21 protein-coding genes and 1 pseudogene are annotated in these 26,283 nt (G+C 60.3%); 12 read left to right on the top strand and 10 right to left on the bottom strand.

All coding sequences use genetic code 11. The features are described from left to right. Positions 1-5: 5 nt before the first annotated feature. Together EGJ86_RS17840 and EGJ86_RS17845 are read right to left on the bottom strand one after the other, a co-directional pair. Positions 6-917, bottom strand: coding sequence for a putative 2-dehydropantoate 2-reductase (locus tag EGJ86_RS17840; RefSeq protein WP_125836019.1), 912 nt, complete (start codon positions 915-917; stop codon positions 6-8). Next, a pseudogene (locus tag EGJ86_RS17845) lies at positions 914-1,879 on the bottom strand (response regulator); the annotation flags it as partial. The gene EGJ86_RS17840 and the pseudogene EGJ86_RS17845, both read right to left, overlap by 4 nt. A 135-nt stretch (positions 1,880-2,014) precedes the next feature. Between EGJ86_RS17845 and EGJ86_RS17850 the strand changes: the two are divergent. Next, a complete protein-coding gene (locus EGJ86_RS17850) occupies positions 2,015-2,494 on the top strand; it encodes a YajQ family cyclic di-GMP-binding protein (RefSeq protein ID WP_125836020.1) in 480 nt (159 codons plus the stop codon). 103 nt (positions 2,495-2,597) lie between these two features. After that, positions 2,598-3,425 (top strand): mechanosensitive ion channel family protein, encoded by an 828-nt coding sequence (locus EGJ86_RS17855; RefSeq protein WP_125836021.1) that lies wholly within the window; start codon positions 2,598-2,600, stop codon positions 3,423-3,425. 55 nt (positions 3,426-3,480) lie between these two features. Here the strand turns inward: EGJ86_RS17855 and EGJ86_RS17860 are convergent, their stop codons facing one another. Both EGJ86_RS17860 and EGJ86_RS17865 read right to left on the bottom strand, forming a co-directional pair. Beyond that, entirely contained in the window at positions 3,481-5,277 is a 1,797-nt protein-coding gene (locus EGJ86_RS17860; RefSeq protein WP_125836022.1) for an AmpG family muropeptide MFS transporter, read from the bottom strand. Between the two features lie 43 nt (positions 5,278-5,320). After that, positions 5,321-5,695 carry an MGMT family protein gene (locus EGJ86_RS17865; RefSeq protein WP_125836023.1) on the bottom strand — a complete coding sequence of 125 codons (375 nt, stop codon included), beginning with the start codon at positions 5,693-5,695 and terminating at the stop codon, positions 5,321-5,323. A gap of 16 nt (positions 5,696-5,711) precedes the next feature. Here EGJ86_RS17865 and EGJ86_RS17870 point away from each other — a divergent pair, with 16 nt between their 5' ends. Together EGJ86_RS17870 and EGJ86_RS17875 are read left to right on the top strand one after the other, a co-directional pair. Beyond that, complete coding sequence (locus tag EGJ86_RS17870; RefSeq protein WP_125836024.1) at positions 5,712-6,704, top strand: DUF481 domain-containing protein; 993 nt, start codon at positions 5,712-5,714, stop codon at positions 6,702-6,704. 144 nt (positions 6,705-6,848) lie between these two features. Continuing rightward, positions 6,849-7,862 carry a DUF481 domain-containing protein gene (locus EGJ86_RS17875; protein ID WP_106732794.1) on the top strand — a complete coding sequence of 338 codons (1,014 nt, stop codon included), beginning with the start codon at positions 6,849-6,851 and terminating at the stop codon, positions 7,860-7,862. Between the two features lie 55 nt (positions 7,863-7,917). Here the strand turns inward: EGJ86_RS17875 and EGJ86_RS17880 are convergent, their stop codons facing one another. Beyond that, positions 7,918-9,180: a uracil-xanthine permease family protein gene (locus EGJ86_RS17880; protein ID WP_106732795.1), complete on the bottom strand. Its 1,263-nt coding sequence runs from the start codon at positions 9,178-9,180 to the stop codon at positions 7,918-7,920. A gap of 1 nt (position 9,181) precedes the next feature. Then, positions 9,182-9,820 (bottom strand): uracil phosphoribosyltransferase, encoded by a 639-nt coding sequence (gene upp / locus EGJ86_RS17885; protein WP_099522425.1) that lies wholly within the window; start codon positions 9,818-9,820, stop codon positions 9,182-9,184. A 238-nt stretch (positions 9,821-10,058) separates the two neighbouring features. On the opposite strand from upp, the gene EGJ86_RS17890 reads away from it, so the two are divergent. Then, on the top strand, positions 10,059-10,616 hold the full coding sequence (locus tag EGJ86_RS17890; RefSeq protein ID WP_106732797.1) for a hypoxanthine-guanine phosphoribosyltransferase: 558 nt from the start codon (positions 10,059-10,061) through the stop codon (positions 10,614-10,616). 60 nt (positions 10,617-10,676) lie between these two features. On the opposite strand, the gene dauA is transcribed toward EGJ86_RS17890, so the two are convergent. After that, positions 10,677-12,416, bottom strand: a complete 1,740-nt coding sequence (dauA, locus tag EGJ86_RS17895; protein ID WP_125836025.1) for a C4-dicarboxylic acid transporter DauA — start codon at positions 12,414-12,416, stop codon at positions 10,677-10,679. Between the two features lie 172 nt (positions 12,417-12,588). Between dauA and EGJ86_RS17900 the strand changes: the two genes are divergently transcribed. Beyond that, positions 12,589-12,876 carry a PA4642 family protein gene (locus EGJ86_RS17900; RefSeq protein WP_125836026.1) on the top strand — a complete coding sequence of 96 codons (288 nt, stop codon included), beginning with the start codon at positions 12,589-12,591 and terminating at the stop codon, positions 12,874-12,876. 133 nt (positions 12,877-13,009) lie between these two features. Here EGJ86_RS17900 and rpsT read toward each other — a convergent pair whose 3' ends face one another. Continuing rightward, a complete protein-coding gene (gene rpsT, locus EGJ86_RS17905; protein ID WP_003243036.1) occupies positions 13,010-13,288 on the bottom strand; it encodes a 30S ribosomal protein S20 in 279 nt (92 codons plus the stop codon). 191 nt (positions 13,289-13,479) lie between these two features. On the opposite strand from rpsT, the gene murJ reads away from it, so the two are divergent. The 6 genes from murJ (at position 13,480) to ispH (ending at position 20,899) form a co-directional block, all read left to right on the top strand. After that, positions 13,480-15,021, top strand: a complete 1,542-nt coding sequence (gene murJ, locus EGJ86_RS17910) for a murein biosynthesis integral membrane protein MurJ (RefSeq protein ID WP_125836027.1) — start codon at positions 13,480-13,482, stop codon at positions 15,019-15,021. A 79-nt stretch (positions 15,022-15,100) separates the two neighbouring features. Continuing rightward, entirely contained in the window at positions 15,101-16,051 is a 951-nt protein-coding gene (gene ribF, locus EGJ86_RS17915) for a bifunctional riboflavin kinase/FAD synthetase (protein ID WP_125836028.1), read from the top strand. Continuing rightward, positions 16,048-18,879, top strand: a complete 2,832-nt coding sequence (ileS, locus tag EGJ86_RS17920; RefSeq protein ID WP_125836029.1) for an isoleucine--tRNA ligase — start codon at positions 16,048-16,050, stop codon at positions 18,877-18,879. Before ribF ends, ileS begins: the two co-directional genes overlap by 4 nt. After that, positions 18,872-19,381: a signal peptidase II gene (gene lspA / locus EGJ86_RS17925; RefSeq protein WP_099522419.1), complete on the top strand. Its 510-nt coding sequence runs from the start codon at positions 18,872-18,874 to the stop codon at positions 19,379-19,381. Before ileS ends, lspA begins: the two co-directional genes overlap by 8 nt. Then, positions 19,378-19,815 carry a peptidylprolyl isomerase gene (locus EGJ86_RS17930; RefSeq protein ID WP_099522418.1) on the top strand — a complete coding sequence of 146 codons (438 nt, stop codon included), beginning with the start codon at positions 19,378-19,380 and terminating at the stop codon, positions 19,813-19,815. Before lspA ends, EGJ86_RS17930 begins: the two co-directional genes overlap by 4 nt. Before the next feature lie 139 nt (positions 19,816-19,954). Then, positions 19,955-20,899, top strand: coding sequence for a 4-hydroxy-3-methylbut-2-enyl diphosphate reductase (gene ispH, locus EGJ86_RS17935; RefSeq protein ID WP_125836030.1), 945 nt, complete (start codon positions 19,955-19,957; stop codon positions 20,897-20,899). Positions 20,900-20,944: 45 nt separating this feature from the next. On the opposite strand, the gene EGJ86_RS17940 is transcribed toward ispH, so the two are convergent. Both EGJ86_RS17940 and EGJ86_RS17945 read right to left on the bottom strand, forming a co-directional pair. After that, complete coding sequence (locus EGJ86_RS17940; RefSeq protein WP_125836031.1) at positions 20,945-21,385, bottom strand: type IV pilin protein; 441 nt, start codon at positions 21,383-21,385, stop codon at positions 20,945-20,947. Further along, positions 21,382-26,271: a PilC/PilY family type IV pilus protein gene (locus tag EGJ86_RS17945; RefSeq protein ID WP_125836032.1), complete on the bottom strand. Its 4,890-nt coding sequence runs from the start codon at positions 26,269-26,271 to the stop codon at positions 21,382-21,384. The genes EGJ86_RS17940 and EGJ86_RS17945 overlap by 4 nt, the downstream gene beginning before the upstream one ends. Positions 26,272-26,283: the final 12 nt, after the last annotated feature.

Here is a 26,283-nt window from a genome sequence, read left to right on the forward strand (position 1 = left end):
GGCCGCTAACTCAGGGGCAAGCCGCGTTCGTCGAGATGCCTGAGCAGGCGCTGTTGCAGGTGTTGCAGGTGCGGCACATGCAGCTGATGACGCTGCGCGGCGGCGCAGGCATAGCCAAGCAGGTAGCTGATTTCGGTACGACGTCCCTGCGCTACGTCCTGGTGCATGGACGAGTAGTTAGCCGCGGTGGCGAGGATCACGCGCTGGACTTCCTCATGCAGATTCTCCGCCGCCGCCGGTTGGCCGCAGCGTTGCAGCAGTTCGCCGAGCTCGGCGCACAGGGTGGCAACTTCGGCCGGATGTTCGCTCAGGCCTCCATTGCGGCAGTCATGCAATACCGTGAGCGGGTTGATTGCGCAGTTCAGCGCCAGCTTGCGCCACAGGCGCGTGAGGATATCCGGGCTCCACTGGTGAGCGATGCCCGCGTGCTGCAGCTCGTCCAGCCAGGCTGGCGGCTGGGGATTGTTCGGGTCGCCCAGCCAGTTGTAGCCATTGCCGGCGAATACCACCTGAAAGTCGGCAGGGCGAAAGGCCCCTTCGGTGCTGGAGACGAACAGGCAGCGCTGTCTGGGTAGGCGTTGGGCGACTTCATCCTGGCTGCCCAGGCCGTTCTGCAACAGCAGCAGTTCGGCGCCCGGGGCCAGACGCTCGGCGATGGTCGCCACCGCGCTTTGCGCGTCATAGGCCTTGCAAGCCAGCAGCAGGCGATGGATGGGGGCGTCGGCCTGTGGCAACTCCGCGGCAATGGCGTACTGCTGGGCCTGGCCTGCTTCGATCAGAGTCAGGCCGCCAGCCTGCTGGTAGGCCGCGAGGCGTTGCCGGTTGCGCAGAATCAGCCTGACCGGCAGGCCGGCACGGGCCAGACGTGTGGCCCAAAGGCTGCCGAGGCTACCGGCGCCGAGGATGTGCCAGGTCACGGCAGAGGCAGGCGCATGGCTGCGACCCGGCCGCTGACATAAGACTCTGGCAGCAGATTTTGCGCATGCTGAATCAGTTGTTCCGGGGTGGTGGGCAGCGCCTTGGCGTCCAGGCCGACCAGGCTGATGCCGGCTTTCAGCGTAATGAACCCTTCGCTGGTCTTGAAGGCCTTGAAGTTGAGCCCTTCGTGCAGGCGCTTGAAGCTGCTAGGCGAGCACTCGTGCAGGTCTTCGAGCAGAGTGATCAGGCCGAAGTGGTTGTCATCCAGGCGGGTCAGCACGTCCAGTGGTCTGACGAGCTGTTGCAGGCGTCGTGCGACGCCATGTAGCAGCTCGTTGAAGAAACGGTCGCCGTATTGGCTGCGCAACTGACTGGCGTCCTGCAAGCCGATCAGCAGGTAGCACACGGCACCGCCGCGCGATTCGATCTGACGCAGGCTGTCGGTGAGCTTCTGCTGCAGATAGCGCGGGTTGCCCAGACCGGTGAGCGGATCGACCAGGTTACGCCGCTCCAGGCTGGCGATGTTATGCGTGAGCATGCGGTTTTCGTGTAGCAGGCGCTGCAAGGTGTTGCACAGGCGATCAGCGGCGTACACACGGGGCACCAGCTGCTCGTTCATCGCCGCCTTACTGATGAAGTCATCGACGCCGCGGTCGAAGGCTTCGCTCAAAACGTTTTCGCCTTCCTTGCCGGTCAGCAGGATGATGTAGGTGTAGTGATCGGCGGTTTCGTCCAGTTGACGCACCCTGGCGGTCAGCTCCAGGCCGTCGATCTCGGGCATCAGCCAGTCGGCTAGCAGCACGCTGGCAGGGCGCTGCTCGAGCAACTGCAGGGCTTCGCTGGCGCTGCTGGCGAAGCGCACATCCTGATAGCCGGCCTGGCTCAGTGCACGGCCGATCATGGCGCTGGAGAACTTGGCGTCATCCACCACCAGGATGCTGAGATGGGGGTTGGGCATGTGGCTGGCTCGCAGACAGAGAGGAAGGACGCCAAACGGCGCGTATCAGTCTGGATATAATGGGCTCGCCATAGTTATCGTCAAGTCAGGCGCGTTCACTCCGTGAAGAGGATCGCGCCGTCCATCAGGAGCCCACTCATGCCTTCGTTCGACATCGTGTCTGAACTGGACAAACACGAACTGACCAATGCGGTCGACAATGCCATCAAGGAGCTCGACCGTCGGTTCGACCTGCGTGGCAAATGCAGCATCGAGAGCAAGGACAAGGCGCTGACCTTGACCGCTGAGGCCGAGTTCATGCTCGAGCAGATGCTCGACATCGTGCGCAGCAGCCTGGTCAAACGCAAGATCGACTGCCAATGCCTGGAAACCAAGGAACCCTATGCCTCGGGCAAGGTGATGAAGCAGGAAGTCACCTTCCGCGAAGGCATCGACAAGGAGCTGGCGAAGAAGATCGTCGCTCACATCAAGGACGCCAAGCTCAAGGTGCAGGCCGCCATCCAGGGTGAGCAGGTGCGCGTTACCGGCAAGAAGCGTGATGACCTGCAGGAAGCCATCGCCCTGCTGCGGGGGCACGAGTTCGGCATGCCGCTGCAGTACAACAACTTCCGCGATTGAACCTTTGTGATGCTGAGTCGTCGCAGGCTAGGTTGATAGCATTCTGACCGCCATGGCTTGCCATGGCGGTTTCGTTTCATGTACGGGAAAACAGGAGCACCCTATGGAGATGAACGTCGAGGAACTGGTGAAAATGTCCGAGGCCTGGCTGCCGGTGGTGTTGGAGTACAGCGGCAAGCTGACCCTGGCAGTGATCACTCTGCTGATCGGCTGGTGGCTGATCAGCCGGCTGACGTCGAGCATCGAGAGCATGCTCGCAGCGCGTAAGGTGGACCGCGCGTTGAGCAGCTTCATTGGCAGCCTGGTCAGCATCGTGCTGCGTATTCTGCTGCTGATCAGCGTGGCTTCGATGATCGGTGTGGAGACCACTTCGTTCATCGCCATGATCGGTGCCGCGGGTCTGGCCATCGGCCTGGCGTTGCAGGGCAGCCTGGCCAACTTCGCCGGTGGCGTGCTGATCATGCTGTTCCGTCCGTTTCGGGCTGGTGATTGGATCGAGGCACAGGGTGTCTCCGGTAGCGTCGACAGCATTCAGATCTTCCATACCACGCTGAAGACCGGCGATAACAAGGTCGTCATCGTGCCTAACGGCAGCCTGTCCAACGGCCACATCACCAACTACTCGCGTGAGCCGCGTCGGCGTGCCGACATCAATATCGGTATCGATTACTCCAGCGACATCAAAAAAGCGCGCGAGGTGCTGCTGGAAATCGCCCAGGACCCGCGTGTACATGTCGATCCTGCGCCGGTGGTGTTCGTGACCGGGCTGGGTGACAGTGCGGTGAACCTGTCGCTGCGTGTGTGGGTGGCTACCGGCGACTTCTGGCCGGTGACCTTCTCCTTTACCGAGCAGGCCAAGGAACGTTTGACCGAGGCCGGCATCGGTATTCCGTTCCCGCAGCGGGTGGTGCATTTGGCCAAGGCCGAGTGAGGCGCGCTGAAATGAAAAAGCCCCGGTCGATCCGGGGCTTTTTTCTGTCTGCCAATCAGGCCTTGTCGAGCGCAGGTGGCGTCGCATCCGGCAGTGGCTGGCGCTTGTCACGACGCCACTGGACGATGATCAGCAGCAGTGTCGGTATACCCATCAGCGCTGTGGCCAGGAAGAAGTGGGCGTAGCCGAGGCTTTCCACCATCACGCCGGAATAGCCGCCGATCAGGCGCGGCAGCAACAGCATGATGGAGCTGAGCAGGGCGTACTGGGTGGCGGAGAACTTCAGGTTGGTCAGACTCGACAGATAGGCCACGAACGCCGAGGTAGCCAGGCCTGCGCTGAAATTGTCGCAGCTGATGGTGACGATCAGCATGTTCAGGTGCGGACCCATGCCCACCAACAGCATGAACATCAAGTTGGTGGCCGCCGATGCGGCAGCACCTATCAGCAGAATCGGCATGATGCCGAAGCGCACGATCAACAGGCCGCCGACGCCGGCGCCGAGCAAGGTCATCACCAGGCCGAAAACCTTGCTGACGCTGGCAATCTGCTCCTTGGTGAAACCCTGGTCGATGTAGAAGACGTTGGCCATCACGCCCATCACGGTATCGGACAGGCGATAGGTGGCGATCAGGCTAAGTAGCAGCAACGCCTGCCAGCGATAGCGCACGATGAAGTCGTTGATCGGCGTGAGCACCGGGGCCATGCCGCCCCAGAACAGGCTGGAGATCGACAGGCTGGTGAGCAGGGTATAGAGCAGCGCACGCAGGAAGGCACGGTCGTAGTAGAGCAACTCCTGCAGGCTTATCTGGCCCTGGAACACTAGCATCAGGTCACTTTCGTAGAACTGGGTGACCATGGCCGGGATGGCGATCAGCAGAATGATCAGCAGCAGTACGGAAAGCAGCTGGTGGAAGAACCCATACCTTGCCGCAGCCGTTTTCAGTACCGGTGCCAGCCCGCCCCAGAACAGCCCGGATGCGCAGACGCAGGCCAGGGTGCTGTAGAGCAGGGCGCGCAGGAAGGCGCGGTCGTTGTAGAGCAACTCGTGCATGCTGACGTCGCCGAGCAGCATGAGCATCAGATCGCTCTGATAGAACTGGATGAACATGGTCGGCACGGCGATGATCAGCACGATCACCGCGCTGATCGCCAGCAGTTGGTGGAAGAAACCATGCTTGGGTGGCGCGACATTGATGTGCGGAGGTGCTGGCGGTTCGCGCATCCAGATGGAGGTGAGCAAGCCAGGCAGCATCAGCAGGGCGAAGACCATGTAGGTGCCGGTCCAGGCGCTGAATTGGTAGTCCTTGGCGGTCGAGCCGAAGCCTTCGGCGAAATACAGCGCACCGGCGGTAGCCAGCAGCGCGGCAACCCGGTAGCCGGTCATGTAGGCGGCAGCCAGTGCAGCCTGATGCTCGTCGCCGAGAATTTCCAGGCGATAGGCATCGATGGCGATGTCCTGAGTGGCCGAGGCGAAGGCCACCAGCACGGCGAGTGCGATCAGCGAGGACAGGTGCGTCTGCGGATCGTAATAGGCCATGCCGATCAGACCGATGGCAACCAGTGCCTGTGACAGCACCAGCCAGGAGCGGCGTCGGCCAAGTTTGCCCAGTAGCGGCAGGCGCCACTGGTCGAGCATTGGCGCCCACACCCATTTGAAGGCGTAGGCCAGACCGATCAGGCTGGCGAAACCGATGGTTTCGCGCGCTACTCCGGCTTCGCGCAGCCATACCGAAAGGGTCGAGAACACCAGCATGTAGGGCAGGCCGGCGGCGAAACCCAGAAGCAGAAGAGCCAGTGTGGCGGGGTTGGCGTAGGTCGCGAGGGCTTCTCGCCAGGATTTGCGTGGCATCAGGCTCGAATCTGGGCAGGGGGGAGTCTTGGTAGGGCGCACTCTAACTGCTGTGCTCCATCGGGCGCCAGCCGTGGCGACGTATATCCACACGTTCGTTCAGGATGCTGATGCCCTCCGCGCGCAGACGTGCCCGTTGTTCGGCACCGGAAGGGCTGCCGGCGGCCAGGCTGAGACGCCCGCCTGCGGCAATAACCCGGTGCCAGGGGAGTGTGGTGCCATCCGGCAATTGGCTTAGCGTGCGGCCGACCCAGCGCGCGGCGCGGCCCAGGCCTGCCAACTGCGCCAGTTCGCCATAGCTGACGACCTTGCCCTCAGGCACCTGTGCCAATACCAGATACAGCGCCTCGCGACGCGCTTCCACGCTTGCCGGTGATGGTGCCGGCCATGCAGACTCTGGCGGTTTCGTCTTGCCCATAGGGTTCGTCCTTATCATGCGCGTACTAATCGCCTTATTCCTTTTTACCCTGGCAGCCCCGATCTGTGCCGATACCGTCTGGCTGGACAACGGTGATCGCCTCAGCGGTGAAATCATTCTGCTCGATGGCGGCAAGTTGGCGCTCAAGACCAAATACGCCGGCCAGGTGCTTATCGACTGGAAGGATATCGATACCCTCAGCTCGGACAAACCCCTGCTGGTGCGCCGCAGCGGTTTCGACAACGAACGTAGCGAAAGGTTGGCGGCCGCCGGTAGCGGCATGGTGCGGGTGGAGGGTGAGCGCGAGTACACCCTGCCGCTGGCGCAGATCAAGCGCCTGGTGCCGCCGCGGCCACTGCTGGAGGATCGTCTCTGGGAGGGCAACCTCGACGCCAAGCTGGACATGAAGCGCAACCAGAACGACGTCGACGAATGGAAGCTCAAGGGCAATACCCGTGTAGAGCACGGGCGCTGGCGCCATGTGCTCAGTGGCGAGTTGGAGCGTGAAACCAAGAACGACAGGAAGGTCGAGGACAACTGGGAGCTGGAGTACGACCTTGACCGCTTTCTCACCGAGCATTGGTTCTGGCGGGTGGGTGTAGAGCAGGCCGAGGATGAGTTCGAAACCATCGACCGTCAGCGCATCGTCGGCACTGGCCCGGGTTATCGTTTCTGGGATGACGAGCTGGGGCGTTTCGACCTGATCGGCCAGTTCAATCGCGTGCGTCTGGAGTCGGATGTGGCCGACCTGGCATTCAACACCACGTCACTGGAACTGGATTACAAGCGCCTGCTGTGGGGCACTCGCCTGGAGTTCTATGCCAACGCCCAACTGCAGATTCCACATATCGAAGAAATCGACTACGTGCTCGATAGTGAGTTCGGCTTGCGCTATCGACTCAACCAATGGGCACGCCTGTCGCTGCTCTATGAACTGGATCAACTGCGCGCGCAGGGCCAGACCGTGTCGGATCGGCATTACCTGATCGGTGTTGGCGTCGGTTGGTGATGCCTGCCGTTGGATCGCCGCCCGACGGAACGCCGCCCGACGGAAAAAGCTGAACTCTGCGTATCCTGGTCGGTCAGCTGTTGCTCTGGCGCCGGGGTTGCGGATAATGCCCGGCTTTCGTCCACCAACGCCATCGCCCAACTTATGTCGCGCTCTACATCGCTGTCCCTGCTAGGTCTGAGCATTGCTCTGTGCAGTTCCGCCGCCTTCGCCGATACCGTCTGGCTGAAGAACGGAGACCGTCTCTCCGGCACCATCCGCTTCTTCGACGGCAGCAAGCTGCTGCTGGAAACCGACTATGGCGGCTCCATTCCGCTGGACTGGAAGAAAATCGCCACCCTGGAAAGTGATCACGAGCTGCTGGTCAAGCTAGGGCCGGTGGATGGTGAGCGCGCCAAGTCGCTGCTGGCTGCCGAGCCTGGTAAGGTGACCCTGGCCAATGGCGAAGCGCCGAAGACCATCGAGCTGACGCAGATCGAGCAGATCATGAAGCCCAAACCGCTGGTGGAGGATTTCACCTGGAAGGGCAACGTCGACCTCGGTCTCGACTACAAGCGCGGCGAGCGTGACTCCGACGACTACGACGTCGATATCAAGACTCAGGCCCGTCATGGACGTTGGCGGCACAACGCGATTGCCGACTACAACCGCGAGCTGAAGAACGACGTCGTCAGCACCGACAACTGGAGCGCCGAATATGCGCTCGACCGCTTCCTCACGGAAAAGTGGTTCTGGCAGGGGCGCTTCGAGTACAAGCGCGACCGCATCGAGGAAGTGGAGCGTCAGCGCACCCTCGGTACCGGTCCCGGTTACCAGTTCTGGGATGACGAGCTGGGCGCGTTCTCCATCGCCACCCTGGCCAACCGCAGCGATTACCGCTACAGCAACGGTGAGCAGGACCGTTTCTACGCGATGAGCGTGAAGTGGGACTACAACCGCTATCTGATCGGCAAGACCGTCGAGCTGTTCACTGTCGGTGAGATCGGTCGTCCGCTCAGTGGCGCGGCGGACTACAGCCTCGATGCGGAAGTCGGCCTGCGTTACAAGGTGACCGACTGGGCGTCGCTGAACATGAAGGCCGAGAAAGATATCGTCAGTGGTGCCGAGGGCGATCTGAACGAAACCCGCTACACCCTGGGGTTCGGCGTCGGCTGGTAAGCCGGTAACAACAAAAAGCCCGCGATCATCGCGGGCTTTTTGTTGGGCTGCGGAATCAGGCTTCTTCCGCGTCCCGCTTCTTCCAGCCGGCGCCACCTGGCAGCACCAGGTTGAGCAGCAGCGCGCTGATGGCGCACAGGGAAATCCCCGACAGGGCGAATTCCTTGCCGCCGATGACCATGCCGCCGATGCCGAATACCAGGGTCACCGAAACGATGATCAGGTTGCGGGCTTCGGAAAGGTCGACCTGGTGGCGAATCAGGGTGTTGAGGCCGACTACGGCGATGGAGCCGAACAGCAGGCACAGAATGCCGCCCATTACCGGTACCGGAATACTCTGCAGGGCCACGCCGAACTTGCCGATGAAGGCCAGGGCGATGGCGAATACCGCAGCCCAGGTCATGATCTTCGGGTTGTAGCTCTTGGTCAGCATCACCGCACCGGTGACTTCGGCGTAGGTGGTGTTGGGTGGGCCACCGAACAGGCCGGCTGCCGAAGTGGCCAGGCCGTCGCCGAGCAGGGTGCGATGCAGGCCCGGCTTCTTGACGAAGTTCTTGCCGGTGACGTTACCGATCGCCACCACGCCGCCGATGTGCTCGATGGCTGGCGCCAGCGCTACCGGCACCATGTACAGAATGGCGCCCCAGTGCAGTTCCGGGGTGACGAAGGCGGGTACGGCGAGCCAGGCGGCTTGTTCAACGGCGCTGGTGTCGATCACCCCGAGCACTGCAGCGATGGCGCAGCCGACCGCGATGCCGGCGAGGATCGGTACCAAGCGGAAGATGCCGCGGCCCAGCACGGCCACCAGCAGGGTGGTGATCAGCGCGGGCATCGAAATCATCATCGCCGTGCTGTAAGGCACCAGCTCGATGCTGCCGTCACCGGCCTTGCCCATGGCCATGTTCACCGCCACCGGCGAGAGCGCCAGACCGATGGAAATGATCACCGGGGCGATCACCACCGGCGGCAGCAGGCGGTCGATAAAGCTGGGGCCGCGCAGTTTGACCAGCGCCGAGAGCAGGATGTAGACCAGGCCGGCGGCGATCACACCTCCCATCACGGCGGGTAGGCCGAATTCGCCCTTGGCTGCCAGGATCGGTGCGATGAAGGCGAAGCTGGAGGCCAGGAACACCGGGACCTGACGTTTGGTCACCAGTTGGAACAGCAGGGTGCCGATACCGGCGGTGAACAGCGCGACGTTGGGGTCCATGCCGGTGATCAGCGGCATCAGCACCAGGGCGCCGAAGGCCACGAACAACATCTGCGCACCGGAGATACCCTGGCGCCATAGCGGATCGTTGAATTCCGTCTGCGACATGTCAGGCGTCCTTCTGCTTGGTGCCGAAGATCTTGTCACCGGCATCGCCCAGGCCGGGAATGATGTAGCCATGTTCGTTCAGGCACTGATCAATGGAGGCGGTGAAGATGGTCACGTCCGGGTGGGCCTTCTCGACGGCCTGGATGCCTTCGGGAGCGGCGACCAGAACCATGGCGCGAATGTCCTTGCAGCCGGCCTTCTTCAGCAGGTCGATGGTGGCGACCATCGAACCGCCGGTGGCCAGCATCGGGTCGATGATCAGCGCCAGGCGCGAGTCGATTTCCGGCGCCAGCTTTTCCAGGTAAGTGTGCGCTTCCAGGGTTTCCTCGTTGCGCGCGACGCCCACGGCGCTGACCTTGGCGCCGGGGATCAGGCTGAGCACACCGTCGAGCATGCCGATGCCTGCGCGCAGGATGGGCACCACGGTGATTTTCTTGCCGGCGATCTTCTCCACCTGCACGGTGCCCGCCCAGCCTTCGATGTCGTAGGTTTCCAGCGGCAGGTCGTTGGTGGCCTCATAAGTCAGCAGGGCGCCCACTTCCTGGGCCAGCTCACGGAAATTCTTGGTGCTGATATCGGCGCGGCGCATCAGGCCGATCTTATGACGGATCAGCGGGTGGCGGATCTCGCGAGTGGGCATGGGCTGGGATCTCCAACGGGGCTCTGGGAAAAATCGCGTTAGATTAAAGCATTGCTCATGCCAAGTGGTGGGTGACTGATGAGTCACGATGTCCTGCGCTGTGCGTCGGCTACGCTGGTCAGTCGATACTTGGCAAGCGCTGCATGGGTCTGTACCTTTGCCCGCTTTTATTTGACGGCTCGATCAGTTTTCAGGCTGTTCGCCGCCATTCATCAGTCCGATCAAGAGAGAGCACACCATGTCCGCCGATCTCGCGCACATTCGCCAAATCATGGCGGAAGCCGACTGCCTGTTCACCGAAGCCGAGGTGGAAGCGGCCATCGACAAGGTCGCCAGCCAGATCAACGCCGAACTGGCCGAGTGCAATCCGGTGGTGTTCTGCGTGATGAACGGCGGCCTGATCTTCTCCGGCAAGCTGTTGACCAAGCTGAACTTCCCGCTCGAGGCGTCCTACCTGCATGCCACGCGTTATCGCAATGAAACCAGCGGGGGCGAGCTGTTCTGGAAGGCCAAGCCGGAAGTCTCGTTCATCGACCGTGATGTGCTGATCATCGACGACATCCTCGACGAAGGGCACACCCTGGGCGCGATCATCGATTTCTGCCGCCATGCTGGCGCGCGTGCTGTACATACCGCAGTGCTGATCGACAAGGAACACGAGCGCAAGGCGCGTCCTGATCTGAAGGCCAACTATGTCGGCTTGCAGTGCATCGACCGTTACATCTTCGGTTACGGCATGGACTACAAGGGCTACTGGCGCAACGCCGCGGGCATTTTCGCGGTCAAGGGGCTGTAAGCGCTTGTAACGCGTAGGGTGCGCTGCGCGCACCGGCTTTCCTCGGTGCGCAAGGCGAACCTATTCGGCTAGCGGCTTTGGCGCTGTGTCATCCAGCCAGCGCAAGGCTCTCTCCCGCGCTTGTGGTAGATCGTGCACGTAGGCCAGCTGCCCGGCGCGTCGGTGAATGCCGGCGCGGCGTAGTTGCAGCCGTACCTGCGCGGTGGGCCCGCTGAGGATCAGCGCCACACCCTGCTGGCGGTAATCGCGCAGCACGTTGTCCAGCGCGGCAATGGCAGTCATGTCCAGCAGTGGCACGGCGCTGATATCGACGATCACCACGCGCACGCCCGGGGTGAAGCGTCGCAGCACGCTCAACGCCTTTTCTGCCGCGCCAAAGAACAGCGGGCCGCGAATGGCGTAAGCCAACACGTGCTCGGGCAGATCCAGCAAGGCCTGACGTTGCTGCCGGCTCAGTGCAGCGGTATCGGTCAGCTCGCTCATGCGCTTGATGAACAGCCCAGCCGCCAGCAGCAGGCCTACGCCGACGGCCAGCACCATGTCGAACAGCACCGTCAGCACCAGGCAGGTCAGCAGTATCAGCACATCACTGCGTGGGGCGATGCGCAGGGTGTGGACGACGTGGTGGGGCTCGCTCATGTTCCACGCCACCATCAGCAGCAGCGCTGCCAGGGCTGCCATGGGCAGATAGCTGAACAGCGGCGCCAGTAACAGAATTGCCGCCAGCACCACGCCCGCATGAATCAATGCTGCCAGCGGCGAAAAGGCGCCTGCCCGAACGTTGGCGGCGGTGCGGGCGATGGCAGCGGTGGCGGTGATGCCGCCAAAGAACGGTGCAGCCAGGTTGCCGAGGCCCTGGCCGATCAGTTCGGCGTTGGGGTCATGCTTGCTGCCGGTCATGCCGTCGGCCACTACCGCGCACAGCAGTGACTCGATGGCGCCGAGCATGGCGATAGCGAATGCCGGTGCCAGCAGTTGGCGGATCAGCTCGAATGACAACACCAGCGGCTGGCCGTCGGCGCCCGGCAGGTTCCAGGGTAACGCCAGGGCTGGCAGGAACGGCGGGATGCCGGGATATTCGATGCCGTCGAGCTGATAGCTGAAGCGCTCGCCCAATGTCGCCACGGGCAGCCCCAGGCGTTCCAGGGCCAATGCCAGCAACGCGCCAATCGCCAGGGCGACCAGGTGCGCAGGAATCTTCGGTATCAGGCGTGGCCAGATCAGCAGTGTCGCCAGGCACGCGGCGCCCACCAGGCTGTCGCCGAGCTGCAGGCTGGGCAGGGCACGGATCAGCAGATTTACCTGCTCCAGAAGATGCTGGGGTGTGCCGGCCAGGTGGAGGCCGAACAGATCCTTGATCTGCAGAACGGCAATGACGATGCCGATGCCGGCGGTAAAGCCCAGTGTTACCGGATAAGGCACGAATTCGATCAGGCGTCCGGCGCGCAGCAGCCCCAGGGTGATCAGGATCACGCCAGCCATCAGCGTACACAGCAGCAAGCCGCCGAGACCGTACTGCTGAGTGATCGGCAGCAGGATCACCACAAAGGCGGCGGTGGGGCCGGAAATATTGAAGCGCGAGCCGCCGCACAGGGCGATCAGCGGTGCGGCGATCAGCACGGTATAAAGGCCGTGCTGCGGCGCCACGCCCACGGCAATAGCCAGCGCCATGGCCAGTGGAATGGCAATGATGCCCACCGTCAGGCCGGCGCTCAGGTCGCCGCGTAGGGCCTTCCAGGAGTAGCCCGCGCGCAGGGTCTGGCGCCAGGCGGCGAACAGCGGCAACGGTAGACGTGACATGCTGGCTCCCTAATGGCTTGGCGCATTATAGGAGCGAGTTCGTCGGGCGCGGCATGACCTAGGTCGGCTGTTGTGTCGATTGATCGCGTGTTAGCCTGCCCGGCTGCGCGTTGAGCCGCGCGCGGCTCGGCGGTACACTGCCGGCCCTCTGTAATGCTGGCGGGAGCGGGCGATGCGTAAAGACAAGAAGCAGGTGATTGGCGAAGAAATCAGCTACGACTCGATCAAGCTGTTCCTTGCGGTGGAACCAGCGGACGCCACGCCGCCTTCGCTGCACAAGCTGGTCAAGGCTTATCGCGGTCTGCGTATCGATGACTTCGAGCGTTTCGTGGGTTTCTTCGTCGCTGAAGGCTACGATCTCTCGGCCACCGATGCACAGGGCAATGATTTCATCGCGCTGATTCAGGATCAGCGCAATGCCGAGCCTTACATCGAAGTGATCAAGGCTGCTCGCGGCTGATCTTTGCTGTTTTCGAGAAATGCCCGCATTCCGCAAGGAGGCGGGCATTTTTCATGGCTGCACGGCTGCAAACTTGAATTTAGGGCAATAAAAAACCGGCCACCAGGGCCGGTTTTTCAAGAACCTGTCGCGATTAAGCGGCAGCAGCTTCGCCCAGCGCCTTGATATGCGCATTCAGGCGGCTCTTGTGACGAGCGGCTTTGTTCTTGTGGATGATGCCTTTGTCAGCCATGCGGTCGATGACCGGAACAGCTGCAGTGTAAGCGGTTTTGGCAAGCTCGAGATCTTTGGCAGCAATAGCCTTGACTACGTTCTTGATGTAAGTACGAACCATCGAGCGCAGGCTGGCGTTATGGCTACGGCGCTTCTCAGCCTGTTTGGCGCGTTTTTTGGCAGAAGGTGAGTTGGCCACCGTCAAGCTCCTCGAAAACTGGGGGGTTACGACAAATAAGGCCGCGAATCATGCCGATCCATCTGCCTGCTGTCAAGTCTGATGACGCTTTCCTGTGCTGGCCTGACCAGTGGTGGCTCGCTACACTCGACGCCTTCGTTGGGCGGCGGATTGTCCGCTACTGCACCTCTTTATGGAAGCCGAAATACCCCATGAATCTCCTCAAGTCCCTGGCTGCCGTCAGTTCACTGACCATGGTTTCGCGCGTGCTGGGGTTCGTGCGCGACACCATCATCGCCCGCACCTTCGGGGCCGGAGTGGCGTCGGACGCCTTCGTGGTGGCCTTCAAGCTGCCCAACCTGCTGCGCCGTATTTTTGCCGAAGGGGCGTTCTCTCAAGCCTTCGTACCGATTCTGGCCGAGTACAAGATGCAGCAGGGCGAGGAGGCTGCGCGTACCTTCATTGCCTATGTATCAGGGTTGCTGACCTTGGTGCTGGCGCTGGTCACGGCCATCGGCGTGCTCGCAGCGCCCTGGATCGTCTGGGCCACGGCGCCGGGTTTTGCCGATGAGGCCGAGCGCTTCGAGCTGACCGTCGATCTGCTGCGGGTGACCTTTCCTTATATATTGTTGATCTCCCTGTCATCGCTGGCGGGCGCCATTCTCAACACCTGGAACCGTTTTTCGGTGCCGGCGTTCGTGCCGACGCTGCTCAACGTCAGCATGATCGTTTTCGCGTTGTTTCTGACGCCTTATTTCGACCCGCCGATCATGGCGCTGGGCTGGGCGGTGCTGGTCGGCGGTCTGGCCCAACTGCTCTGGCAACTGCCGCACCTTAAAAAGATCGGCATGCTGGTGCTGCCGCGCCTGAGTTTCGGTGATCTGGGCGTCTGGCGCGTGCTCAAGCAGATGGGGCCAGCTATCTTCGGCGTCTCGGTGAGTCAGATTTCGCTGATCATCAACACGATATTCGCCTCCTTCCTGGTAGCTGGCTCGGTGTCCTGGATGTATTACGCCGACCGCCTGATGGAGCTGCCCTCGGGTGTGCTGGGCGTGGCGCTGGGCACCATCCTGCTGCCGGCACTCTCCAAAACCTATGCCAGCAAGAATCGCGACGAGTACCGCCGCCTGCTCGATTGGGGGCTGCGCCTGTGCTTTCTGTTGGTGCTGCCCTCCACGTTGGCGCTGGCGATTCTCGCCGAGCCGCTGGTGGTGTCGCTGTTCCAGTACGGCAAGTTCGGTGCAGAGGATGCGCTGATGACCCAGCGGGCGCTGGTGGCCTACTCGGTCGGCCTGCTGGCGTTGATTCTGATCAAGATCCTCGCGCCAGGCTTTTATGCCCAGCAGAACATCAAGACACCGGTGCGCATTGCCATCATCAGCCTGCTGGCCACCCAGGTGATGAATGCGCTGTTCGTGTTTGGCCTGGAGATGGCGCACGTCGGCCTGGCGCTGGCGATCAGCCTGGCGGCCTGCCTGAATGCCGGCCTGTTGTACTGGCAACTGCGCCGCGCCGATATCTTCCAGCCGCTGCCGGGGTGGGGGCTGTTTCTGCTCAAGCTGGTGGCCGCGGTGGCGGTGATGGTCGCCGTGTTGCTGGTGCTGCTACAGGTCATGCCTGTCTGGGCAGAAGGGGAGATGCTCGTGCGCCTGCTGCGTCTCGGCGCGTTGGTGGCCGCTGGGCTGGTTGCCTACTTCGGCATGCTGCTGATATTGGGCTTCCGTCCGCGTGATTTTGCCCGGCGGGCGTTGTAGCGGTTTCACCCATCGTGATGCCTGTTGTGCATGGCGCGCTGTGCGTATAATCGGCCACTTTGTGAACAAGAAGCGTGTTATGCAGCTGGTTCGAGGTCTTCATAACCTGCAGCCCCAGGCGCGGGGCTGTGTGGTCACCATCGGTAATTTCGACGGCGTTCATCGTGGGCACCAGGCCATCCTGGCGCGCTTGCGCGAGCGTGCCGCGGAATTGGCCGTGCCCAGCTGTGTGGTGATCTTCGAGCCGCAGCCGCGTGAATTTTTCGGTCCGGACACCGCGCCGGCGCGTCTGACCCGCCTGCGTGACAAGCTCGCCCTGTTGGCTGCCGAAGGCCTCGACATGGTGCTGTGCCTGGCCTTCAACCGCCGCCTGCGCGAGCTATCGGCTGCCGAGTTCGTCCAGCGCGTACTGGTCGATGGCCTTGGCGTGAAGGACCTGGAAATCGGCGACGATTTCCGCTTCGGCTGCGACCGCGCCGGCGATTTCGAATTTCTCAAGGCCGCCGGCCAGCGTTACGGCTTCAGCGTCGATGCCTCTACCACTGTCGAAGTGCTGGGCGGCCGGGTCAGCAGCACGCGTGTGCGCCAGGCTCTGGCCGATGGCGATTTCGAACTGGCCGAAGCCTTGCTCGGGCGGCCGTTCCGCATCGCCGGGCGGGTGTTGCACGGGCAGAAGCTCGGCCGCCAGCTCGATGCACCGACTGCCAATATCCAGCTCAAGCGGCGCAAGGTGCCGCTGACCGGGGTTTATCTGGTGAGCTGTGAAATCGATGGCGTGATTCAACCGGGCGTCGCCAATATCGGCGTGCGCCCCAGCGTTGCCGGTGACGGCAGCGCCCATCTGGAAGTGCATCTTCTGGATTTTGCCGGCGATCTGTATGGCCGGCGTCTCTCGGTGGCTTTCCACCACAAGCTGCGTGATGAGCAGCGTTTCGCCTCGCTGGAGGCCCTGAAGGCGGCGATTGCCGCTGATATCGCCGCTGCCCGTGAATATTGGCAGAGCCACCCGCTGATGAAGAGCCCGAAATGACCGACTACAAAGCTACGCTGAACCTGCCCGATACCCAGTTCCCGATGAAGGCCGGCCTGCCGCAACGCGAGCCGCAGACCCTGCAGCGCTGGAACGAGATTGGTCTGTATAGCAAGCTGCGCAAGATTGGCGAAGATCGGCCGAAGTTTGTCCTGCACGACGGCCCGCCCTATGCCAACGGCAGCATCCACATCGGTCATGCGGTAAACAAGATCCTCAAGGACATCATCACCCGCTCCAAGACCCTGGCCGGTTTCGACGCGCCCTACGTGCCGGGCTGGGACTGCCATGGCCTGCCGATCGAGCACAAGGTCGAAACCACCTTCGGCAAGAATCAGCCGGCGGATCTGACCCGCGAGCGTTGCCGCACCTATGCTGGCGAGCAGATCGAAGGGCAGAAGGCCGACTTCATCCGCCTCGGCGTGCTCGGCGACTGGGACAACCCCTACAAGACCATGGACTTCGCCAACGAGGCCGGTGAGATCCGCGCCCTGGCCGAGATGGTCAAGCAGGGCTTCGTGTTCAAGGGCCTGAAGCCGGTGAACTGGTGCTTCGACTGCGGCTCAGCGTTGGCCGAAGCCGAGGTGGAGTATCAGGACAAGAAGTCCGATGCCATCGATGTTGCCTTCCCAATCGAAGATGCAGACAAGCTGGCCGCCGCCTTCGGCTTGAGCGAGCTGAGCAAGCCGACCGCCATCGTCATCTGGACCACCACGCCCTGGACCATCCCGGCCAACCAGGCGCTCAACGTGCATCCGGAATTCACCTACGCGCTGGTCGACACCGGCGAGCGTCTCCTGCTGCTGGCTGAAGAACTGGTCGAATCCTGCCTGCAGCGTTACGGCCTGCAAGGTCAGGTAATCGCGACCGCGCAGGGCGCCGCACTGGATCTGATCCGTTTCCGTCATCCGTTCTACGAGCGTTTCTCGCCGGTGTACCTGGCCGAATACGTCGAGCTGGGCGCCGGTACCGGTATCGTCCACTCGGCGCCGGCTTACGGTGAGGACGACTTCCGCACCTGCAAAGCCTATGGCATGAGCAACGACGACATTCTCAGCCCGGTGCAGAGCAATGGCGTCTATACCCCGGACCTGCCGTTCTTCGGCGGCCAGTTCATCTGGAAGGCCAACCCGGCCATCGTCGAGAAGCTGGCCGAGGTCGGTGCGCTGCTCAAGCATCAGCCGATCCAGCACAGCTACATGCACTGCTGGCGCCACAAGACGCCGCTGATCTACCGCGCCACCGCACAATGGTTCGTCGGCATGGATACCCAGCCGAAGCAAGGTGCGCCCTTGCGTGAGCGTGCGCTGGCGGCTATCGAGCAGACCCAGTTCGTCCCGGCCTGGGGCCAGGCGCGCCTGCACAGCATGATCGCCGGTCGTCCTGACTGGTGCATCTCGCGTCAGCGCAACTGGGGCGTGCCGATCCCGTTCTTCCTGCACAAGGCCACTGGCGAGCTGCACCCGCGCACTGTCGAGCTGATGGAAGAGGTCGCCAAGCGCGTCGAGCAAGAGGGCATCGAAGCCTGGTTCAAACTCGACGGCGCCGAGCTGCTTGGCGCTGAAGCAGCTGACTACGACAAGATCAACGACACCCTCGATGTGTGGTTCGACTCCGGTACCACGCACTGGCACGTGCTGCGCGGCTCCCACGACATGGGTCACACCGACGGCCCGCGCGCCGATCTGTACCTCGAAGGTTCGGATCAGCATCGCGGCTGGTTCCACTCGTCCCTGCTGACTGGCAGCGCCATCGATGGCCACGCGCCTTACAAGGCGCTGCTGACTCACGGCTTTGTGGTCGACGAGAACGGCCGCAAGATGTCCAAGTCGCTCGGCAACGTGGTCGCCCCGCAGGAGGTCAACGACAGCCTGGGCGCCGACATCATGCGCCTGTGGGTTGCGTCCACCGACTACTCCGGCGAGATGGCCGTGTCCAAGGTGATCCTGCAGCGCAGTGCCGATGCCTACCGCCGTATCCGCAACACCGCGCGCTTCATGTTGGCCAACCTCAACGGTTTCGATCCGGCCAAGGACCTGCTGCAGCCCGAGCAGATGCTCGACCTCGACCGCTGGGCCGTGGACGCAGCCCTGCGTTTGCAGGAAGAAATCATCGAAGCCTACGCCGACTACCGCTTTTGGAACGTCTACTCCAAGGTGCACAACTTCTGCGTGCAGGAGCTGGGCGGCTTCTACCTGGACATCATCAAGGACCGCCAGTACACCACCGCCGCCGACAGCGTGGCGCGTCGCTCCTGCCAGAGCGCACTGTTCCACATCAGCGAGGCGCTGGTGCGCTGGATCGCACCGATCCTGGCCTTCACCGCCGAGGAAATCTGGCAGTTCCTGCCGGGCGAGCGCAACGAGTCCGTGATGCTCAATACCTGGTACGCCGGCCTGGAGCGCCTGCCGGAAGGCTTCGAGCTGGATCGTGCCTACTGGGATCGCGTCATGGCGGTCAAGGCGGCAGTCAACAAAGAGCTGGAGAACCTGCGTACGGCCAAGGCTATCGGTGCCAGCCTGCAGGCCGAGGTCACCCTGTTCTGCGATGAGGCCAAGCAAGCTGACCTGGCCAAACTCGGCGACGAGCTGCGTTTCGCCCTGATCACCTCGGCGGCGCAGACCGCACCGCTGACCGATGCTCCGGCCGATGCGGTAGTGACCGAAGTCGAAGGTCTGAAGCTGAAGATCCTCAAGTCCGCACACGCCAAGTGTGGCCGTTGCTGGCACTTCCGCGCGGATGTCGGCAGCCATGCTGCGCATCCGGAGCTGTGCGGCCGCTGCGTGAGCAACATCGAAGGCGAAGGTGAGGTGCGCAAGCATGCCTGAGTCCTCGCGTTTCGGGCATCTGCCCTGGCTGCTGTTGAGCGTGCTGATCCTGGTCGTCGATCGGGTGACCAAGGACATCTTCGAGGGCGGGCTGAGCATGTATCAGCGCATCGAAGTCATCCCGGGTTACTTCGACTGGACCCTGGCCTACAACACTGGCGCGGCGTTCAGCTTCCTGGCTGATGCGGCCGGCTGGCAGCGCTGGTTCTTCGCCGCCATCGCCATCGTCGTCAGCGTCGTGCTGGTGGTCTGGCTCAAGCGCCTCAAACGTCATGAAACCCTGCTGGCCGTGGCATTGGCCATGGTGCTGGGCGGCGCGTTGGGCAACCTGTATGACCGTGTGGTGCTTGGCCATGTGGTCGACTTCATTCTGGTGCACTGGCAGAGTCGCTGGTTCTTCCCAGCGTTCAACCTGGCCGATACCTTCATCACCATCGGCGCGATCCTGCTGGCGCTGGATATGTTCAAGAGCGACAAGTCCGCGAAGGAGGCTGCGCAATGACAGACGTACGCATCGGTCCGGACAGGGAAGTGACCCTGCACTTTGCCCTCAAGCTGGAAAACGGCGATGTGGTCGACAGCACGTTCGACAAACAGCCGGCGACCTTCAGGGTCGGTGATGGCAACCTGCTGCCTGGTTTCGAACAGGCACTGTACGGCTTCAAAGCCGGCGACAAGCGCAGCGTGCAGGTGCAGCCGGAGCAGGGCTTCGGCCAGCCGAACCCGCAGAACGTGCAGATCATGCCGCGCGGCCAGTTCGAGGGCATGGAGCTGTCCGAAGGCCTGCTGGTGATCTTCAACGATGCCGCCAATACCGAGCTGCCAGGCGTGGTCAAGGCGTTCGATGACAAGCAGGTCACCATCGACTTCAACCACCCACTGGCCGGCAAGGTGCTGGATTTCGATGTGGAAATCATCGAGGTCAAGGCGCTTTAGCGCCGTGGCGCCGCTCTTGTAGGGGCGGCTTCAGCCGCGAAGCTCTTGTTGCAGCCTGCACTGATCCCGCGCAGGCTGTACCTTCCGGGAGCGACCGATAGCGTCGTTTCGTTCCTCGATCAATACCGAGACAGCCAGCATGCATATCAAACTCGCCAACCCCCGCGGCTTCTGCGCCGGTGTCGATCGCGCCATCGAAATCGTCAACCGCGCCCTGGAAGTGTTCGGCCCACCGATCTACGTGCGTCATGAAGTGGTGCATAACAAATTCGTGGTAGAGGATCTGCGTGCACGAGGCGCGGTATTCGTCGAAGAGCTGGACCAGGTGCCGGACGACGTCATCGTCATCTTCAGTGCTCACGGCGTCTCCAAGGCTGTGCGTGACGAGGCCGCGCGCCGGGGGCTCAAGGTCTTCGACGCGACCTGCCCGCTGGTGACCAAGGTGCATATGGAAGTGGTGCGTTACAGCCGCGAAGGGCGCGAGTGCATCCTCATCGGTCACGAAGGTCACCCGGAAGTCGAAGGCACCATGGGCCAATACGACGCCAGCAATGGCGGCGCCATCTACCTGGTCGAGGATGAGGCCGACGTCGCCGAACTGCAGGTGCGCAACCCCGAGAACCTGGCCTTCGTCACCCAGACCACCCTGTCCATGGACGACACCAGCAAAGTGATCGACGCCCTGCGCGCCAAGTTCCCCGCCATCGGCGGCCCGCGCAAGGACGACATCTGCTACGCCACGCAAAACCGCCAGGACGCGGTCAAACAACTGGCCAGCGAGTGCGATGTACTGCTGGTGGTCGGCAGCCCGAACAGCTCCAACTCCAACCGCCTGCGTGAGCTGGCCGAACGCATGGGCACACCGGCCTACCTGATCGATGGCGCTGAAGATCTCAAGAGCGAATGGTTCGACGGAGTCGGTGGTGTAGGCATTACCGCCGGCGCTTCTGCGCCGGAGGTGTTGGTGCGCGGGGTGGTAGAGCAATTGCGTGCTTGGGGGGCGGTGGGGGAGGTGGAGTTGGATGGGCGGCCGGAGAACATCACGTTTTCGATGCCGAAGGAGTTACGGGTCAAGGCTCTATGAAGGAAGCCCCGATCAATAGATCGGGGCTTTTCAGTATAGAGGGAGCTATTTCCAGCAGTCCTCGATGCTTCTCCCATCGCTAGCACTGCGGCCTTTTGTACCCTGGGCATTGAGGGTCAGGTTTCCGCATTTGGTATCGCCAAAATTCTGAGTGGCCGTCAGGGTATATCCGCCATCATTGTTGAGTTTTTCGACAGCGACTGAGTACTTTCCAGTTGCTGAGCGCACACTTCCAGATGTCACGGTTAAACCCAGTTTATTCAAGTCACTAGATGTTGTGATGTAGGTGTGGGCTTGGGAGTAGTAGCGCTCCTGGCGCGCAGCGATGTCACTCAGTAGTGCCATACCCTCCGAGCGATGCCCACGTTTGACGTATTCGTCGTAGCTGGGATAAGCGATAGCGGCAAGAATGCCGATTATCGCCACTACTACCATCACCTCAATAAGGGTAAAGCCCTGCATGGACGTAGCCTGCAACTTCATCATTCATCCTCCGGAAGAATTTGCCAGCTTTGCCGGCCTGATACGCTAGCGCCAAAATCAACGGTAATGGAGGAGCCGTCGGTGCTGAATAGAGTATTACCGCTCAAACTAATACCGCCTGCAGGAGTTTCATAGCCTGATACAACCGTACCGTTATAGCTGTCGCCGGTGCTCACCGTTCCGCTCCTGTCAAAGTCAAATACGTTGAAGCTAGTACGGCCTCCAGTATATGGATTAATTCCATACGTCCAGCCTGTCAGCCCTGCTTCACAGGGATCATCGCTGGGGGTTCGAGAAGTGAAAAGTAGTACCTGTCCGCGTGCAGCCATTTCATCGACGATCCGCTCTCCATCAGTAGTGTTCCCTACTTTTAGATCGAGGTACCAACCAAATTTTCCACTATTATCTGCATTGGACTGCGCCCATGTAATGGGGTTAGAGCTCAAAACCCTGATGCTTTTCGTGACGTTGGGCTGGTTCGGGTTGTTCTCATTCCAAGTATTGGTGGTTTCTAGGGTGAACGTTTGTTCCTGGAGATTACTCCGACTTAGGTTTGGAGTTGCGTCAGGGGAGGCGCCAATGGTCTCCATGTCCCAGATACCATAGAGGGTATCAAGTTTATCCGTTTCTTTGTCGGTCATCTGGAAGTAGCGGCCGGTACCAAACATCACGATATAACCCTTCAAGCTTGGGTGGCGCACAAGCGAAGGGGGGGCGGTGATGGCTTGAGTATTTGCCGAGCTGGCATTTCCATCTTTGGCAGTGAACAGAGGACTGCCGCCAAAGGACAATTTATAGGCGTCTGAGCTACCACTGCCGGTGGGGTCCAGATCGAAGCGCCAGAGGTTGCCCTGTAGATCACCAGCATAGACGAAGTCGGCGATACCATCGCTGTTGTTGTCCGCGACTCTGACCGAGGACAAGCCATTGCTTGCGTCTTCCTCGCGTGTGGGGATCTTGGTTAACTCACCGGTAGCGATATCGATCAGGAACAGTACAGCGCGATTGCTCGCACTGTCGTAACCGTTTCCGGTGACCACCGCCCAGTTGCCATTCTGCAGGCGGGCGATGGTGGGTACGGGGAAGCTATAGCCTACATCGCTCAGGCTCTCTTCACCTTGTAGATCGCCTCCCTCGTTTAGCTCCCAGAGTAGGCTTATATCATTGGTATCAGTTATGTCTAGAGCGAAAATGGAGCGTCCGCCTGCTCGTAAAGTTCCGACCAGTACAGTGCGCCATTCGTTATTTATATAGACGTCTCGTACCACCGGTGTTCCATCTACAAAGAAGTGGTGCTCGCCGCCATCCTCGTTATAGCTGGAGCTGGTTAGTTTATTTAGGTTCGGAATCACGGCGCTTGGTACGAAGGCGAATTTCTCTGCGCCAGTTTCGGTATCAAAAGCATGCAGCATGCCGCCGTTGGAACCCACAAATACTAGAGGTGAACGATCTTTTATGTCTTCAGCGAATGTACTGTAGTTGCTGCCTGACTCGATGGAATTGGCTAGATAGTGCAAGTACTGTGCGCCTTCCACGACTACAGGATTGGAGTTAATGATATCTCCTAGTAAGCGATTGCTACGTCTGCGGAAGCTATCATTTTCACCTTTGATGAAGCTTAAGCGTTGCTCTCCTGCATTATCAATTAGGGCGGTTTGCGGATTTGTATTTAGTGCAGCTTTCTGATCGTCGGAGAGGTTGTTCCAGTTGAAATCAACCAAGCTTGCGCCGCTAGCCATCTTGATGGTGCGATTTGCCGCGCTACCTGAAGCAGCATTCCAGAGTGATGTACGCTCATTGCTCGTGCTTGTAGTGTCGATGGTTTCCTTGATCAGGTTGCCACTCCAGGTTTCAACGTTGTAGTCCGTCCGGTAGACGAAAAACTCGCTATCAGCTGTTTGGGGCGTGGTCGGTTTAATAGCTGGACTAGTGACCGAGTTGTTACGTTGCAATACATCGTTGAATGCCTTGGTCAGTTGATCTTTCAAAGTTAGAGCGTTGGTGACCAAGAAATAGTTGTCTGGATCGCCAGAAACTTCGGCGGGGTTCCTGTCCGGGACACCATATTTAGCGGCATACCATAGAGGATCTTTGAGAAAACCAGCTCCGTCAGTGTTGGCTGCCGCGCTGAAGTTGCGCTCGGTCGATAAGGGCAAACGTCGACACTCGGTCGTGGCTAGATTGGTAGCATTGTCGCACCAGCCTGGGGCTCGGTTAGGAGGTGTGTTCAGTTTGTAGGCATGGTCGCCATTGGTATCTTCATCGCGGACTTCAAGATAAATACCGTCAGCAGTAGTGCCGGAAATGACGTACCCCATAATCTGAATAATACCACCAGAGGCATATTCGGAGTCTATCTTCACTTTCAGCGAACCATTAGCCTCAACGGACAAGGTGTACAGGGAGATAGCGTCCATATCATGGTCGGCACCTTGTTCGACATCTTCGTAGTTGATGCGGAACTGCGCGTAGGGTCGGCCTCCATTGATGTTGGCGTTGTAGTCGGCTCCGCTGGTTCCCGTGGTGTTTGCAATCGTTACTACGTAGTAGTCGACAATCTGGTTAGTTGGTTGGAAATTACTTGCAGGGTCGATGTTATAACCACCACCCACAGATTTTGCGAACGGCACGAGGGTGATGCTTTGACTGCCATCGGTGCCGATGGGGAATTGGATTTGTGGCAGTGGTGAGGCCAGTGCGATGGAGTAAGTCAGCATCTTTTGATCGCCACCGACTACATTCTCTGCAGCGTATTTAGCGATGCCGGCGGTGTAGAAGGTGCCTTGCTTGCTTGGTTCCTCCGGTGATAAACCGCGCGCAAAGGACAAGTTATTGATGACCTTGGCGGTTGGTGCATTGTCGGCGTTGTTCGCAGCGGACTGGCCAATAAAGAATGTCTTGCCGTTTATCCCCTCCGCTGTGCCGATAGCATCGGTCGCGCTGGAAACGTCCAGATCGCTGATTGCCGTTGGTAGTTCGAAGCTATCTCCTTCGGCATTGTAGCGGCCGCCTGGCAGGGTGTAGTCATAGGATGGGTTGATATCACTGATTAGCGTCATCACCGGTACGGCACAGCTCCGCTCCCCTGCGCCATTGGGTCTGGCTACATAGGGTGGGACCCATGTTGGTGCAGGCAGGTTGAGATCCGATTGTGTATCTCTGGCTCCGCTGGCATAGGTATAGACGCTGGAGCCACTGCTGGCTCCAGCAAAGTAACGTAGCCCTTCGAATGCCATTTCGGCCAAAGGGTTACCCCACATAGCACATACGCCATCAGCTTTCGATGTGATGGGCATGTCGGCGATCCAGCCACAATTTGTGTACTGGTAGGCGGGATTTGAATAGCTGAAATCGACAATGCGAAGTTTATCCAGCGTCGTAACGATACCGTCTGTGACGTTAGTATTGAATTGTCCGGTTGCAGTGTTGATCTCTCGAGCGAAGGAGCCAATGTTGCTGCGTAGTACGCCGCCTTTGGTGTTCTTTGCGTAGGAGCCTGTCAACAGACCGAACTTCATTGAGTCGTTTTCGCCGAAGTCGTGCAGGATGCCTGTCGGTTTATAGCCGACGTTACCGTTGCTGCCAGAGTATGCCTTGCAGTTACCTTCTCGCAGGTTGGCGTTACTCGGGCATGCAAGAACGTTTAGGGCATAATCGGTCATGGTGCTGGCAGCGCCATTTGGCGGCTGATAGTAGAGTTGCCAACTGTCGCCACCGCCACCTTCCTCGTGGCGGAATCTGATGGTGTAGTCTGTCCCTGCAGTCAAGGCAATGGTGCCAGTGGTACCGCCAGGTTGGTTGGCATTCGCGCCGTGCCCATTATACCAGTAAGCCACTCTTGTGGAGCCGACATAGAAGTCTACGGCGTCGTCGCCGTTTACCCCGAAACTATAGGTGCCTGTAACCGGAACCCTCATGGTGCCGGTAATCAGTGTGTGATAGTTGTCATGGGTACAACCGTTAATTCCTGCAAACGGGTTGTTGTCCTGGCCTATAGTATTGATCCGCGAAACGCTGCCTGTTCCGCAGACTGGATGATTTGCGCTGAACAGGTTGTCCATTGCAGTTCTGTTGCCAGGATTTCCCGTATTGTCGCTTCGGGTTCTGATGGTTAGTCCGTTAGGAAAGAAGCTAGTTGGTGCAATGGCCCAGTTATTCGCACTGTCTCTGGTACAGGACGTACTGTTGTTCACACAGTTCCCGCTTGCTACCGGTCCCTCTTTAGATACCCAGTCCCAGACTCTATATTGGCTGTTGGTTAATACACGTAGGATTGGCGTTCCACCATTGGTCAGGGTGGTGACAGCGAACATATGACGATAGCCTGCTCCCGGGTTCGAGAGTGGTGCGTAAAGGCTAATATCGAAGTTGTCTCTGAGTGGGTCGTACTCTTTGCCGGAACTATGCGCATCTTGGGGGATGAAGGCTGCGCGCAAAACAGTTTCGCTGGCTGTATCGGTTGCCCTGTAACCGCCGTAAAGCACCTTACGCAGTGCATCCATGCGTGAGGTTGCCAAGTAGTTAAGGAAGTTGCCACTCCAAGCGCTGCTGCAGGTGTTCCCAGTACCAGCTACTGCGGTGGGTTCGAAGCGGCCATTGGTATGGCTGTAGCAGGCTGCGGTATTGAAGTAGCCGTAATAGGTAATGCTTGGTTTGAAGCCGACGTCAAGGGCACCATCGCCATCCAGGTCGGAGGCGTCATTGTAGGCCTCGTAGTAAAGCTTGTGATCGCGGCCCATGACCAGCATGTTCAGTGGCGCCACGGACTGGCTAACGAACAATGGTGTTTGTGCGGGGGCATTGTTTGCGTGAGCTATGGCGGAGTGCAGAGCGGCACCTACCCAGAGAGCACCCAGAAGGGATTTAGCGAGCGAGTGAACAGTGTTCATGGCCCTGTCCTT

Source organism: Pseudomonas sp. o96-267, from assembly GCF_003935465.1.
GTDB classification, from domain to species: domain Bacteria; phylum Pseudomonadota; class Gammaproteobacteria; order Pseudomonadales; family Pseudomonadaceae; genus Aquipseudomonas; species Aquipseudomonas sediminis.